The following is a 13,197-nucleotide window of genomic DNA, read 5'->3' on the forward strand; positions in this document are numbered from 1 at the left end:
CGGGACGTGTCGTCCCGAACGGAGCGGGGTAGGTGGGCGTGATGCGCGGGCAGCGGTGGTGGGGCGGGCCGGCCGTGCTCGTCGTCGTGCTCGTCGCCGCCTGTGCACCCGCCGACGCGGCCCAGCCCGACCCGACCTCCGGCACCGCCCCGCCCGCGTCGAGCGCCCCGGCCGCCCCCACGACGACCGCCGGCCACCCGACCGCGGTGGCGCGTCACCCGACCACGGCGGTCACCCGCGGACGCGCTGGGGCCGCCGATGCCGCCCCCGGCTGCGGGGAGCGCGCCGTCGCCGCCGGGCGGTTCGACCCGAGCTGCGCCGAGTACCAGGGCTATCTCGACCCCGGCACCCGGGCGGGGCGCGGGCCCACGAGCGGCGACGTCCAGCTGCAGAACCTCTGCCGCACGGGGCAGGCGCCCGCGTCCGACTGCGCGGGGGTCACCGCCAGCCGAGCTCCGGGGCCAGGTGGGTGAGCACGCTCTCGATCACGTGGGCGTTGTACTCGACGCCCAGCTGGTTGGGCACCGTCAGCAACAGGGTGTCGGCGGCGGCGATCGCCTCGTCCTCGGCGAGCTCGGCGACGAGCTTGTCGGGCTCGTCGGCGTAGGTGCGCCCGAACCGCGCGTTGCCGCCGTCGAGCATCCCGACCTGGTCGGTGCTGTGCCGCTCGTGCCAGAACAGCTGCCGGTCGAGGTCGTTGACGATCGGGAAGATGCTGCGGCTCACCGAGACCCGCGGCTCCCGCTCGTGCCCGGCCGCGGCCCAGGCGTCGCGGTAGCGCTGGATCTGCTCGGCCTGCAGCCGGTGGAACGGCACGCCGGTGTCCTCGGTGAGCAGCGTCGAGCTCATGAGGTTGAGGCCCTGCTCGGCGGTCCACTCCGCCGTGGCACGGGACCCTGCGCCCCACCAGATCCGGTCGCGCAGCCCCGGCGCGTACGGCTCCAGTCGCAGCAGTCCGGGCGGGTTGGCGAACATCGGCCGCGGGTTGGGCTGCGCGAAGCCCTCGCCCTTGAGCGCCTCCAGGAAGACCTCGGTGTGCTCGCGAGCCATCTCGGCGTCCGTCGACCCCTCGCGCGGGACGTGGCCGAAGTAGCGAAAGCCGTCGACGACCTGCTCGGGGCTGCCGCGGCTGATGCCCAGCTGCAGTCGGCCGCCGGAGATCAGGTCGGCCGCGCCCGCGTCCTCGGCCATGTACAGCGGGTTCTCGTAGCGCATGTCGATCACGCCGGTACCCAGCTCGATCGTGCTGGTCCTGGCCGCGGCGGCGGCGAGCAGCGGGAACGGGGACGCGAGCTGCCGGGCGAAGTGGTGCACCCGGAAGTACGCCCCGTCGGCCCCCGCCTCCTCGGCGGCGACCGCGAGCTCGATGGACTGCAGCAGGGCGTCGGACGCCGAGCGGACCCTCGAGTGTCGGGACTCCGACCAGTGTCCGAAGGACAGGAACCCAATCTTCTTCATGTTTCAACTAACCTTTCGACGGCGTCGGGCATTCCGCGGCGGAGACCAGGCCGAGCCTCCGGGTCGCGCGCGTCATCGCGACGTAGAGGTCGGCGGGGTTGTGGGCACGGATGCGCTCGGGCTCGACGATGACGACGACGTCGAACTCGAGGCCCTTGGCCGACACCGGAGTGTGCACCTCGGCGGGAAGGCCGTCGAGACCGTCGACGTCGGCGGCGATCACCGCGAGCGTCCCGCGACCCAGCTGCGCCACCTCCGTCTCGACGGCCTTCCGGACCTCGGCGGCCAGCGACTCCGCGGGAACCGTCCGCCGCCACGGGTCCTCGCCGGTGGAGCGCACCGACTCCGGCGGCCGCCGGTCCGGCGCGAACTCGGCCAGTACCTCGCCGGCCGCCGCCATGATCTCCGACGGCGTGCGGTAGTTGACCGTCAGCGTCCGGTAGGTCCAACGGTCGCCCAGGTGTGGGCGCAGCACGTCGGCCCACGCCTGCGCACCGCCGGGCGCGCTGCGTTGCGCCAGGTCGCCGACCGCGGTGACCGAACCCGACGGACACCGTCGCAGCAGGACGTGCCAGTCCATGGCCGAGAGCTCCTGCGCCTCGTCGACGACGAGGTGGCCGTAGCGCCAGTCGCGGTCACCGGCCGCGCGCTCGGCGACGCTCGCCAGGTGGGAGGGCACCTGCCGCTGCGCGAGGACGTCGGCGGTGACGAAGTCCGTGGGGCGCGCCTCGTCGGGGTCCTCGCCCGCGATCTGCCGGTCGGCCACCTCCAGGATGCTCAACACCTCGGCGGCGTAGCGGCCGTCGGGTTCGTCGGGTGTCGGCGCGGGCGCGTCGGGAAGCGGACCCAGCAGCTCGGCCAGCTCGTCGAGCAACGGCGCGTCCGCCACGGTCCAGGGCGATCCCGCGGGCCGGAACAGCCCGCCGAGCCCGTCGCCGGCGGAGGCCAGCCGCTCGGGCGAGGAGAACAGGTCGGTCAGGGCCTGCTCGGGGGTCAGCAGCGGCCACAGCGTCTCGACGGCGGCGTGGAAACCGAGGTCGGCGCGCAGGTCGTCGCGTAGCTCCGCGCGCATCTCCGCGGTGACCTGCGCGGCGCCGGCCGGGTCGATCTCGGGGATGTCGAGGTCGCGCAACAGCTCGGCGAGCTCGGGCGGGTCCTCCAGGTCGTGGCCGAGCTTCTTCAGGCCCTGGTCGAGCAGCAGCCCGCCCAGCGCATCACGGAACGTCGTCCGCGCGGCGTTGTGCGGCAGCCCCGTCGCCCGCGCCCGCCGCCGGGCCTCCGCGGCGATCCTCCGGTCGATCTCGACGGTGACGTCCTCCAGCTCGATCGCGATCGGGGATGCGGGCAGGCCCTGCCGGTCGGCCACGGCGCGGCGCAGCACGTCGATCATCGAGAGGTCGCCCTTGGTGCGGGCCACGTCGTCGGGATCGACGGCCGTCGCGACGACGCCGTGCGCCAGCCGCCCCGGCGTCGTGAAGACGACGGCCGACTCGCCCAGTGCCGGCAACACCCCGCCGACGTAGCGGATGAAGCCCGCGCTCGGTCCGACCACGAGCACGCCGCTGCGCGCGAGGCGGTCCCGGTGCGAGTAGAGCAGGTACGCGACGCGGTGCAGCGCGACCGCGGTCTTGCCCGTCCCCGGCCCACCCTCGATGACGACGACGCCGGACAGCGGCAGCCGGATGATCGCGTCCTGCTCGGCCTGGATCGTCGTGACGATGTCGCGCATCGTCGACCCCCGCGGCGCCCGCAATGCGGCGAGCAGCGCCGGATCCGAGGCAGAACCGGAATCCGTGTCGCGGTCGAGCACGTCGTCGTGGAAATCGACGACGCGTTCCTCCGGTGCGGTTCCGGCGATCCGGAAATGGCGGCGCCGGGTCACTCCGAGTGGGGACGCGAGCGTCGCGCAGTAGAACGGTTGCGACGCCGGTGCTCGCCAGTCGACGAGTGCGCTCTCGCCATCGGCCGGGTCGGTGAGGCCGACCCGCCCCACGTAGGTCGTCGACCCGTCGGTGCGGTCGAGCCGCCCGAAGCACAGCCCGGAGCGGGCCGCGGTCAACGACGCCACCCGTTCCGACCAGCGATGGACCGACACGTCGCGCTCCCACCGTGCGCTCAGCTCCCCGCCGGTCCGCTCGGCCAGCGAGCCGCGGGCGTGCGCCGCGGCGGACTCGAGCTCCGCCGTGAGCAGTGCGTGCATCCGCCGGATCCGGGCGTTCTCCCCGGCCAGTTCTTGCTCGACGAGGGGTGTTCCAGCGGGGTCGGGGGTTGTGTTAGAATTGACTTGTAGAGGTGCACTCTCGCATTCTGAAGGCACTCGTCAGAATAGCTTTCCCGCACCTCGTTCCGCAATTCTTCGGGTGTTATGCGTCCAGTCGGACCCGCACCGAGACCCGTCCCTGATCGTCCCGCGTGGTCACGGCGTGGCCGGTCCGGTCGGTGCCGTCGAGGGTCAGCGTCAGCGGGCCGCCGTCGCCGAGGAAGTTGCGCCACCACGTCTTCGCGTCGGGGAACTCGACGCCGATCAGCACATCGTCACCGCTGCGGCGGTAGCCGACGGGCGTGCGGAACGTGCGCCCCGTCCGGCGGCCGACCTAGCTAGGTGATCTCCGTGATGCCGCGACTGACGAACCGTCCGACGACCGGCGCCTTCGCGAGCGCGGACACCGCCGCGTTGACGAGCCGGACGAGCGGGGCGAAGGGCGAGGACGACATGCGCACGTGTCCGAGGCTAGTCACGTGATCGCCGGGATTCTGTGACCCGCAGGTGCTGATCACGAGCGCGCGGCCGGCGTTCCGGGGTGTGTCGCCGGGTGTGCGGTTCGGGCAGGAGTCGACGGGTCGCCGGCGCCGCACCGTCGAGGCGGTCGGCGCCCCCGCCTGGCGTGGCTGTGGCTGTGGCTGCGGCGGTGGCTGTAGGCGGTGGCGGTGGCGCCGGTGCGCGACCCCGGCGTGGACAGGGCTGCGGGCGTTGAGGTTGCGGGCGTTGAGGCGGCGCCCGCGCGATCTCACTACGGCTCCCCGGGTTCGTCGCCGTGCGTCGGCCTTGCGCGCTGGGTGGTGACGGCGCTGGTGGTGACGGCGCTGGGGCGCGGCCGGGGTGATCGCTGCGCCGGATGTGGGACATGGGCGCAACCAGCTGCGCTCAGGTCCCGGAAACGCCGATCACGGGCAGTCGGCAGGCCGGCCGGGACGTCGGCGCACGTGCGGATTGCAGTGAGGGGGCTGGGCCGGGTGGTTTGACCGGCGCGGGGCCCGATTCTGTCGGTACCCCCGGCGTGGGCCCCGGGGTGATCGCCCTCTGTGGGACATGGGCGCGACCACGTGCGCTCTTGTCCCGGAAACGGTGATCACGAGCAGGGGCGGGGCCTGCCGGGGTGTGTCGGCTCGCGTGCGGGTCGCCCTGGGGGGAGCGGCCGGCCCTGCGGTGTGAGAGGCGCGGAGTGCGACCACGTGCGCCTTGTCCCGCATACGCTGATCACCGGGAGGCGGGCGGGGCGCGCCGGGGACCCGAACGTCGTCGGTCGGGCCACCGGCGTGCGGGACGGTCCTACTCGGACGCGGCGCCCGAGTCGCCCGAGTCGCCCGAGTCGTCGGAGGCGCCCGTGTCGGCAGCGGCCGAGTCGGCGGCGGGAGCGGCCGGGAGCGGCAGGGCGCCCAGGACGGTGCCCGCGACGGCGTTGGGGTCGACGGGCAGCGGCACCGGCAGGTTCGGCAGCGACGGCGGCGCCGGGAGCGCGCCGGCCACCGTGCCGACCGCGTCGGCCACCGGTGCGGGGAGCGCACCGGTGGCGGCGTCGAGCGGGCCCGCGGCGGGAGCGGCCTCGTCGGCGAACGCCAGGCCCGGGGTCAGGATGGCGAGCGGCAGCGCGGCGGCACCGACGAGCACGGTCCGGGTGGACTTGCGCATGCGGTTCCTCCTTCTTCTCTGATACGTCGCGCCCCCGACCGGTGACGGGGATCCGCGAGCGTCCCCGTGATAAACGCGCCGAGCGCAGTCGACGACGTGGTTTCCCACCGGTTCGTGTGAGCAACCGATGGCCACCCGGGCGACACGGTCTTGATCGAGTGAACTCATCGTCACCGCGGGTCGTGACGAACAGTGGTCGATCACCGGCCGTGCGCTTGACCCGCGCCGGCGGATGCACTACCCGCCGAAGCCAGAGCGTAGGTGTTGACCTACGTAGGTTGACGCCTACGCTGAGGAGCGTGCAGGCGGTGTGGGAGGCGGTGGCCGAGCCGCGGCGGCGCGCGATCCTGGTCCTCGTGCGGGACCGGGAGCTGGCCGCCGGGCAGATCGCGGCCCAGTTCCCCGACGTCGCCCGGCCGACGGTCTCGCAGCACCTGCGCGTGCTGCGCGACGCGGGGCTGGTCGTCGAGCGCCGGGTCGGGACCAGCCGGCTCTACCGCGCCCGTCCCGAGGGGTTCGCCGAGGTGAGGGAGTTCCTCGACCGGTTCTGGGCCGGCCGCCTGCAGGCACTGAAGGAAGCCGCCGAAGCCGAGCAGAGGACCCGAGATGGCTGAGCCCGTCGTCCGTGAGATCGACATCGATGCGGCGCCGGAGACGGTGTTCGCGTTCTTCGTCGAGCCCGCGAAACTCACCCGCTGGCTCGCCGACGAGGCCGTCCTCGACCCGTGCGCGGGCGGGGTCTGTGTGCAGGTCCATCCCGGTGACGACCGCGGCAGCGACCGGTCGTTCCACATGAGCGGACGCTTCGTCGAGGTCGACCCACCGCGTCGTGTCGTCTTCACCTGGGGGTTCACCGAGCCGGAGATCGGGGTGCCACCGGACTCGACGACTGTCGAGGTCACGTTGCGGCCCAACGGTTCCGGAACGAGGGTCCGGCTCGTGCACCACGACCTGCCGTCGTCGGCGACCGCCGACCACGAGCAGGGGTGGACGGAGATGCTGCGCCGTCTCGATAGCGCGGTCACCGCGGGCCGGGGCGCCGACGGGCAGGCGATGCGGCACGAGATCTGGATCGAGGCACCGCAGGAGGCGGTCTTCGCCGCCCTCACGACGCGCGACGGCCTCGACGGCTGGTGGGGGCGTGCGGTCGCGGCGGATGCCGAGGTCGGCGGGGTCGTCGAGTTCGACCATGGCTTCGGCGTCCCGCTGCGCATGCGCGTCACCGACCTCGTCGACGGCGAGCGTGTCGAATGGACCTGCCTCGGGGGCTTCGACGACCCGGGGAACCCGGCGTCGGACTGGGGTGGGACGCGGCTCTCCTTCGACCTGACGACGGTGAAGAAGGCCGACGTCGCGCCCCCGCTCGACGCCTACGTCTCCCGCGACGAGTTCACCGTTCTGCGCTTCGAGCACGCCGGCTGGGCGCCGGGCGCGCGCTGGTTCGCGTTCTGCTCCACGGCGTGGGCGGTCACCCTGGAGTCCGGGCTCAAGACGAGCTGCCAGGAGTGACCGGGTAGCGCAGGTGCGTCACGCCGCGACCCTCGACGACCTGGGGGTCGCCGAGGCGGATCGGGGTGTCGCCCAGGCGGTCGAACCAGCGGATGCCCCTGCCGAGCAGCACCGGCGCGATGTTGACGCTCAGTTCGTCGACCAGCCCCGCGACGAGACACTGCTGGGTGATCTCCGCACTCGCGACGACGACGTCCCGGTCGCCCGCGACCGCCTTCGCCTGCTCGATCGCCGCCGCGACGCCGTCGGTGACGAACGTGGCGCCCGGCGCGTAGGGCTGGGCGGGCGGCTCGTGCGTGACGACGAAGATCGGGGCGCCGATCGGGTGTGCGCCGCCCCAGCCCTTGGTCACCTCGTAGAGCCGCCGCCCGCAGACCAACGCGCCCGTGTGCGCCAGCGCCTCGCGCAGCAGGGCGGCGCTCGCCTCGGAGGTCCGGAACGTGAGCGTGTCGATGTGCGAGGGGGTCTCGACGTCACCGTCGCCGAACCAGCCGAACAGCTCCATGACCCCGTCGTCGGGGTCGGCGATGAAGCCGTCCAGCGACATCGTCATGTCCGCGATCACCCGTGCCATGTCGGCCTCCTCGATGTGCGGCCCGCCTCCTGCGGACCGTTCGAGTCGTTCAACGCACGCGGGCGCCCGGACTCATCGGAGCGGCTCGACGGGCCGCCGCGAGAGGTGCGCGCCGCGGCGTCAGCGGCGGGCCCGGACGGCGGCGGCGAGGTCGTCGAGCACGCCGGCGGTGGTGGACCAGTCCATGCAGGCGTCGGTGACGCTGCGGCCGCGCACCATGTCGGGGCCGATCTCCTGGCGGCCGGCCTCCAGGAAGCTCTCGAGCATCACCCCGACGACCCCGGACTCGCCGGCCGCGATCCGCCGCGCGAGGTCGCCTGCGACGACGGGCTGGCGGCGATGGTCCTTGCCGGAGTTGCCGTGGCTGGCGTCGACGATGACGCGCTCGGGGAGACCGGCACCGGCGAGGGTCCCGAGCGCGGCGGCGACGTCGGTGGCCGAGTAGTTCGGGCCGCCGCTGCCGCCGCGCAGGATGACGTGGCAGTCGGGGTTGCCGGTCGTCGTGATCAGCGATGCGAGGCCGTCGGGGTTGATGCCCATGAAGACGTGGCTGCCCGCAGAGGCGCGGGCCCCGTCGACCGCGATCTGCACGTCCCCGTCGGTGGAGTTCTTGATCCCGATGGGCATCGACAGCGCGCTGCACAGCTGGCGGTGGACCTGGCTCGCGGCCGTCCGCGCCCCGATCGACCCCCACGACACGACGTCGGCGATGTACTGCGGGGTGATCGGGTCGAGGAACTCGCAGCCCACGGGCAGGCCCAGCGCGCAGATGTCGAGCAGCAGCGACCGGGCGATCCGCAGCCCCTTGTTGACCTTGAACGTGCCGTCGAGGTCGGGGTCGTTGATCAGGCCCTTCCAGCCCACGGTCGTGCGCGGCTTCTCGAAGTACGCCCGCATGACGACGACGAGGTCCTCGTGCAGCGCCTGCGCGTGCGCGGCGAGCCGGTGTGCGTAGTCGAGCGCGGCGTCGGCGTCGTGGATCGAGCACGGGCCGACGACCACGACGAGCCGGTCGTCGCGGCCGTCGAGGACGTCGACCACCTCGGACCGGCCGCGGGTGACGGTGGTGGCGACGGTGTCGTCGGCCGGCAGCTCGGAGCGCAGCAGGGCGGGGGAGATCAGCGGGCTGATCCCTGCGGTGCGCTGCGCGTCGAGCGACGGAGCGCCGAGGATGTCGAGGCTGGTCATGACGGGGGTCGTCCTCTCAAAGGATCGGACCCGCCCGTCGTCACCGCGAGCCGGTCCGTCCGGCTCGGGGTGGTCGATGGTCAGCGCAGCGGATCGCCCGCCGACCCATCCCGGGCCGGGCGTCCAAACCAGTACCAGCGCTGCACGGGCGCGACAGTAGCCGACGCGCCCGCCGGCCCGCCAGGGAGCATGGTCACGTCGCGCGGTTGCGTGCGTAGTGGCGGGCGGCGCGGGCACGGTTGCCGCAGCCGTGCGAGCACCACTCGCGACGGCCGCTGCGGACGAAGAACAGCACGCAGCCAGGGCCCTGGCAGGCGCGCAGGTCGTGGCGGCGGGGGCCGCCGAGGAGGTCGACGGCGTCGGCGGCGATCTCGGACAACGCGGTCGCGACGGCGCCGCCGGCGCTGCGGGCGACGGTGCCCGGTTCGGGATCGGCGCGCAGCTCACGCCAGCGTGCGGGGGCGGCGGCGTGCCGGTTGACGAGGTCGACCGCGTCGGCGGGCAGGGGTCGGGCGTCGACGGTCGCGGCGGCCAGCCGCCGGATCGCGTCGCGCAGCGCGCGGGTGGCCGCGAGGTCGGTGGCATCGACGACGGTGGCATCGACGACGGTGGCATCGACGGCGGTGGCATCGACGGCGGTGGCATCGACGACGGGGAGAAGCCGGACGTCGTGGAGCCAGCGGGCGAGCTGCTGCGGGTTCTCGAGGCCTTCGCGGAGGTGGCCGCGTACCGCGTAGCTGGTGTTGGCCAGCTCGATCGAGAGGGGCTCCCCGAGGAGCGGGGCGCCGCCGGAGACGTCGGTCATATCTAATGCTAACCCGCCTTGACCCCGTTAGATCGTTCTCCTAGGTTCTCATGGATATAGTCCAGGAAAGCGTGAGAACGGAGCCATCGATGGCAGCCCTCCAGACCGGTCACGTCGGCGTCAACGTCACCGATCTCGCCCGGTCGACCGCCTTCTACCAGCAGGTCTTCGGGTTCGAGGTCATTGCCGGGGACCAGACGGGCGACCGGCCCTACGTGTTCCTCGGCATCGACGGCGAGCTCGTCGTCACCCTCTGGCAGCAGAGCGCGGGCGAGTTCCCGACGGACCGGCCGGGGCTGCACCACCTGGCGTTCCTCGTGGACGACATCGACACGGTCCGGGCCGCCGAGGAGCGGGTCCGCGCCTCGGGCGCCCGGTTGTTCCACGACGGCGTCGTCCCGCACGCCGAGGGCGCGTCGTCGGGCGGCATCTTCTTCGCCGACCCCGACGGCATCCGGCTGGAGATCTACGCGGCGGCAGGCGCCGACGGCGCCGCACCGTCGGACGGCCCGACGTGCGGGTTCTTCTGACCGGTCCGGTCACCCACCGGCCGCGGCGACCCGCGCGGAGATCTCCGCGGCCAGCGCTGTGTCCTTCGCCGTCAGGCCGCCCGCCGAGTGCGTCGAGAGGCGGAACGTCAGTGTCCGCCAACGGATGTCGATGTCGGGGTGGTGGTCGGCGCGTTCGGCGTCGTCGGCCACCTCGCCGACCACGCGGATCGCCGTCGGGAAGTCGGGCAGCTCCGCGGTGCGCACGATCGAGTCGCCGGCACGCTCCCACCCCGGCAGGTCGGCGAGGGCGGCGGTGATCGCGGCGTCGTCCAGGAGATCGGCCATGCGGGCCATCCTCCCGCAGAACGACCTCAGGCGTCGCGCGTGAGCATCCGGCTCGTCGTGATCCCGCCGCCGATCGCGATGTAGCACAACGCCCGCAGGGTGCTCCCGCCGATGTCGCCCCATGACATCGGGTCGCGCAGGACGTCGGCGCCCGCGGAGAAGCCCGTCGTCAGCAGGTAGGGCGCCAACCAGTCGAGCGCGGGGATCGCGCCGAGCACCCCGAAGACGATGAGCCCGCCCAGCACCGACGCCAACACGACGAGCGGGTGTTCGGTGAACGCCGAGATCGCCAGTGCGATCGCGCCGACCGCGGCGAGCTGGCCGACCGTCCACAGCGCCGCGATCCCGACGCGGCCCATCGCCTCGCCGAACCCGAGCGTCGTGCCGGAGAGGGTGACGAGCGTGCCGTCGGCGCCGCCCACCACAACCAGGCCGGCGACCACCCCTACGACCGCGACGACCAGCGTCGCCACCACGGTCACCACGAGGACCCCGAACGCCTTCATCACGACGAGCCGGCCGCGCCCGACCGGCGCGAGGAGCAGGCCGCGCAGGGTCCCGTGGGCGGCCTCGCCCGCGATCGCGTCGGCCGCGGCCATCCCGACGGCCAGCGGCAGCAACAGGGCGAGCATCAGCGTCATGGCCACGACCGGCAGCACGAGCCCGTTGCCCGCGATCGCACCGATCAGCCCGTTGCCGCCGCGGTCGGCCACGACGACGCCGATCGCGATCAGGATCGGGACCAGCGCGAACAGCCCGAGCATCACCAGCGTCCGCGGCCGGCGCAGCACCCAGCGCATTTCGGCGCCGAGCAGCCGGCCCATCGGGGCGGACCCCCGATGCGGCGTCGTGCCCGTCTCCACGAGCGACGCGGTCATCAGGTCTCCTCCCCGGTGAGGCGGGCGAACAGCTCCTCGAGCCGGGCCCGCCTGCGCCGTGCCTCGTACACCGCGACACCCGCCCGGACCAGCAGCGCGACGACCTCCGGCGTGGGCGGCCCACCGTCGGCGACGACGACGCCGTCGCCCTCCGCGAACGCCGTGGCGCCGACGCCGCGCAGCGCCTCGAGCGCGAGATCGACGTCGGGCGTGCTGACGACCAGCCCGCCCGTCCCCGCCTCCAGCAGTACCGACAGCTCGCCGGCGGCGACGAGGGTGCCGGTCTGGAGGACCGCGACGTGGGTGCAGGTCGCCTCGACCTCGGCCAGCAGGTGCGACGACACGAGCACCGTCGCGCCACCCGCGTGCAGCTCGGCGACGATCCGCCGGACGTCGCGGGTGCCGGCGGGGTCGAGGCCGTTGGTCGGCTCGTCGAGCACGACGAGCTTGCGCGGCACCAGCAGTGCCGCGGCCAGCCCGAGCCGTTGCTTCATGCCGAGCGAGTAGCCGCGGAACCGGCGGTCGGCGGCGTCGGACAGCCCGACGCGCTCGAGCGCGGTGCCGACGGCGTCGCCGATCTGCGCGCTCGCCAGCAGGGGTTCGGTGGCCGCGACCCGGCGCAGGTTCTCCCGGCCCGACAGGAACGGGTGGAACCCCGGCCCCTCCACGAGCGCCCCGACGTGCGGCAGCGCCTGCTCCGTGGCGTCCGGGACGGGATGGCCCAGCAGCTCGGCGCTGCCCTCGGTCGGGCGGGTCAGTCCGAGGAGCATGCGGATGAGCGTCGTCTTGCCGGAGCCGTTGGGCCCCAACATCCCCAGCACGGCGCCGGACGGGACCTCGAGGTCGATCCCGTCGACGGCGACGGTCTTCCCGAACACCTTCCGCACCCCGCGGACGGCGGCCGCGGGAGGCGCCGCCGCGGCGGCTCCCGCGGCACCGCGCTCACCGGCGGCGGCGCTCTGCCCGGCGGGTGCGGTCACTTCGCGAGCGCCTCGGTGAGCACCTGGGCGGGGACGGCACCCGCCGCGACCCGGCCGTCGTCGGTGATGATCGCCGTCGCGACCGCGGTGTCGATCTCGCGGCCGCTGCCCCACGCGCCGCTGACCGGCTTGCCCAGCGACGACAGGTCCGGCGCGCCGTCGCGCCCCGGCGCCGGCTGCTGGTCGGCGGGCGGCAGCGTCGCGATCACGACGGTGTCCCAGCCGTCGCCGACGACCGTCGGCTCCTGCCCCTGCTCGTGCTGCTGCGCGCCACCGGGCCGCGCGGGCGCGTCGGTGACCGTCGAGCCGGGCGGCGGGGTGAACGCGAACAGCGCGGGGTCCTGCGCCCCGAAGTCGAGCTGCGTGAACCCGACCTGCAGCGCCGGGTCGGACGACCCGTTCGCGAGCACGGTGAGCTGCAACGGGATCCGCTTCTCCGAGTCGACGGCGACGCGGACCTCGCGCAGCAGCGTCCGCTCGGACGGCAGCGGCCGCAGCACGAGCTCGTAGGCGGGGCGTCCGGCGACCGTGGCGGTGCCGTCGACGTCGACGCTGCTCGTCGCGCGCAGGTCCTGCACGGCCTTGGCCGCGGCGGCGGCCGGGTCGGTCGCGGTCGCCTCCGGTGGCGTGTGCGTGTCCGTGCCGACGGCCTTCTTCGTGACGGTCCGGTCCGCGGAGTCCCACGCCCACACCGTGGTGCCGTCGTCGACGATCGTCTTCTCGCCCTGGCTGCTGGGGATCGACAGCCGCCCCTTTCCGGCGCCGTCCGACCACACCTGCGCGGTGCTGGACCCGTTGGCGGCCTGCGGGACACCCGGGATCGCGGGCAGCCCCAGCTGGTTGTCGAGGGTGACGGTGCCGTGCAACGGTCCCGGGTCCTTCGACTGGATCACCGAGGCGACGAGATCCTCCGCGCTCACCGGCGGCAGCTCGGGTGCGGCACCCGCTCCGGCGGGCATCGCGAGCAGTCCCAGCCCGACGGCACCCGCCACCGCGAGTCCCATCCCGGCCCGGGCCCAGACACGTCGTGTAGCCATGGGCCCAGCCTGACGCATCGGT

At 73.8% G+C, this 13,197-nt stretch carries 16 protein-coding genes; 4 read left to right on the top strand and 12 right to left on the bottom strand.

Translation table 11 applies throughout. The features are described from left to right. The first annotated feature begins 41 nt into the window (after positions 1–41). Positions 42–473: a hypothetical protein gene (locus PSED_RS05015; protein WP_013673169.1), complete on the top strand. Its 432-nt coding sequence runs from the start codon at positions 42–44 to the stop codon at positions 471–473. Here PSED_RS05015 and PSED_RS05020 read toward each other — a convergent pair. From PSED_RS05020 to PSED_RS05035, 5 genes are all read right to left on the bottom strand, one after another. Next, on the bottom strand, positions 439–1,458 hold the full coding sequence (locus tag PSED_RS05020; RefSeq protein ID WP_013673170.1) for an LLM class flavin-dependent oxidoreductase: 1,020 nt from the start codon (positions 1,456–1,458) through the stop codon (positions 439–441). The genes PSED_RS05015 and PSED_RS05020 overlap by 35 nt on opposite strands. Positions 1,459–1,465: 7 nt before the next feature. After that, positions 1,466–3,775, bottom strand: a complete 2,310-nt coding sequence (locus PSED_RS05025; protein ID WP_488656642.1) for a UvrD-helicase domain-containing protein — start codon at positions 3,773–3,775, stop codon at positions 1,466–1,468. Positions 3,776–3,821: 46 nt separating this feature from the next. Next, positions 3,822–3,989 (bottom strand): hypothetical protein, encoded by a 168-nt coding sequence (locus PSED_RS35465; protein WP_325176136.1) that lies wholly within the window; start codon positions 3,987–3,989, stop codon positions 3,822–3,824. 67 nt (positions 3,990–4,056) lie between these two features. Beyond that, positions 4,057–4,179, bottom strand: a complete 123-nt coding sequence (locus PSED_RS35470) for a hypothetical protein (protein ID WP_325176137.1) — start codon at positions 4,177–4,179, stop codon at positions 4,057–4,059. 829 nt (positions 4,180–5,008) lie between these two features. Then, entirely contained in the window at positions 5,009–5,368 is a 360-nt protein-coding gene (locus PSED_RS05035) for a hypothetical protein (protein WP_013673173.1), read from the bottom strand. Positions 5,369–5,667: 299 nt separating this feature from the next. Between PSED_RS05035 and PSED_RS05040 the strand changes: the two genes are divergently transcribed. Together PSED_RS05040 and PSED_RS05045 are read left to right on the top strand one after the other, a co-directional pair. Next, positions 5,668–5,982, top strand: coding sequence for an ArsR/SmtB family transcription factor (locus PSED_RS05040; protein ID WP_233899302.1), 315 nt, complete (start codon positions 5,668–5,670; stop codon positions 5,980–5,982). Next, positions 5,975–6,877, top strand: a complete 903-nt coding sequence (locus PSED_RS05045) for an SRPBCC family protein (protein WP_013673175.1) — start codon at positions 5,975–5,977, stop codon at positions 6,875–6,877. Before PSED_RS05040 ends, PSED_RS05045 begins: the two co-directional genes overlap by 8 nt. Here the strand turns inward: PSED_RS05045 and PSED_RS05050 are convergent. The 3 genes from PSED_RS05050 to PSED_RS05060 form a co-directional block, all read right to left on the bottom strand. Beyond that, positions 6,855–7,451 carry a dihydrofolate reductase family protein gene (locus PSED_RS05050; RefSeq protein WP_013673176.1) on the bottom strand — a complete coding sequence of 199 codons (597 nt, stop codon included), beginning with the start codon at positions 7,449–7,451 and terminating at the stop codon, positions 6,855–6,857. The genes PSED_RS05045 and PSED_RS05050 overlap by 23 nt on opposite strands. Positions 7,452–7,571: 120 nt before the next feature. Further along, on the bottom strand, positions 7,572–8,639 hold the full coding sequence (locus PSED_RS05055; RefSeq protein WP_013673177.1) for a 3-deoxy-7-phosphoheptulonate synthase: 1,068 nt from the start codon (positions 8,637–8,639) through the stop codon (positions 7,572–7,574). A gap of 193 nt (positions 8,640–8,832) precedes the next feature. Further along, positions 8,833–9,444, bottom strand: a complete 612-nt coding sequence (locus PSED_RS05060; RefSeq protein ID WP_013673178.1) for a CGNR zinc finger domain-containing protein — start codon at positions 9,442–9,444, stop codon at positions 8,833–8,835. An 89-nt stretch (positions 9,445–9,533) separates the two neighbouring features. Here PSED_RS05060 and PSED_RS05065 point away from each other — a divergent pair, with 89 nt between their 5' ends. Continuing rightward, positions 9,534–9,974 (top strand): VOC family protein, encoded by a 441-nt coding sequence (locus tag PSED_RS05065; protein WP_013673179.1) that lies wholly within the window; start codon positions 9,534–9,536, stop codon positions 9,972–9,974. A 9-nt stretch (positions 9,975–9,983) separates the two neighbouring features. Here PSED_RS05065 and PSED_RS05070 read toward each other — a convergent pair whose 3' ends face one another. Genes PSED_RS05070 through PSED_RS05085 form a run of 4 tightly spaced genes read right to left on the bottom strand, consistent with a single transcriptional unit; the run spans position 9,984 to position 13,175 of the window. Next, a complete protein-coding gene (locus PSED_RS05070) occupies positions 9,984–10,280 on the bottom strand; it encodes a 4a-hydroxytetrahydrobiopterin dehydratase (protein ID WP_013673180.1) in 297 nt (98 codons plus the stop codon). A gap of 26 nt (positions 10,281–10,306) precedes the next feature. After that, complete coding sequence (locus PSED_RS05075; protein WP_013673181.1) at positions 10,307–11,158, bottom strand: ABC transporter permease subunit; 852 nt, start codon at positions 11,156–11,158, stop codon at positions 10,307–10,309. Beyond that, the gene (locus tag PSED_RS05080) at positions 11,158–12,138 is read right to left on the bottom strand and encodes an ABC transporter ATP-binding protein (RefSeq protein ID WP_013673182.1); all 981 of its coding nucleotides are present in this window, start codon (positions 12,136–12,138) and stop codon (positions 11,158–11,160) included. Before PSED_RS05080 ends, PSED_RS05075 begins: the two co-directional genes overlap by 1 nt. Continuing rightward, positions 12,135–13,175 (bottom strand): LolA family protein, encoded by a 1,041-nt coding sequence (locus PSED_RS05085; RefSeq protein ID WP_013673183.1) that lies wholly within the window; start codon positions 13,173–13,175, stop codon positions 12,135–12,137. The genes PSED_RS05080 and PSED_RS05085 overlap by 4 nt, the downstream gene beginning before the upstream one ends. Positions 13,176–13,197 lie beyond the last annotated feature (22 nt).

It is taken from the genome of Pseudonocardia benzenivorans CB1190, from assembly GCF_000196675.2.
GTDB classification, from domain to species: domain Bacteria; phylum Actinomycetota; class Actinomycetes; order Mycobacteriales; family Pseudonocardiaceae; genus Pseudonocardia; species Pseudonocardia benzenivorans.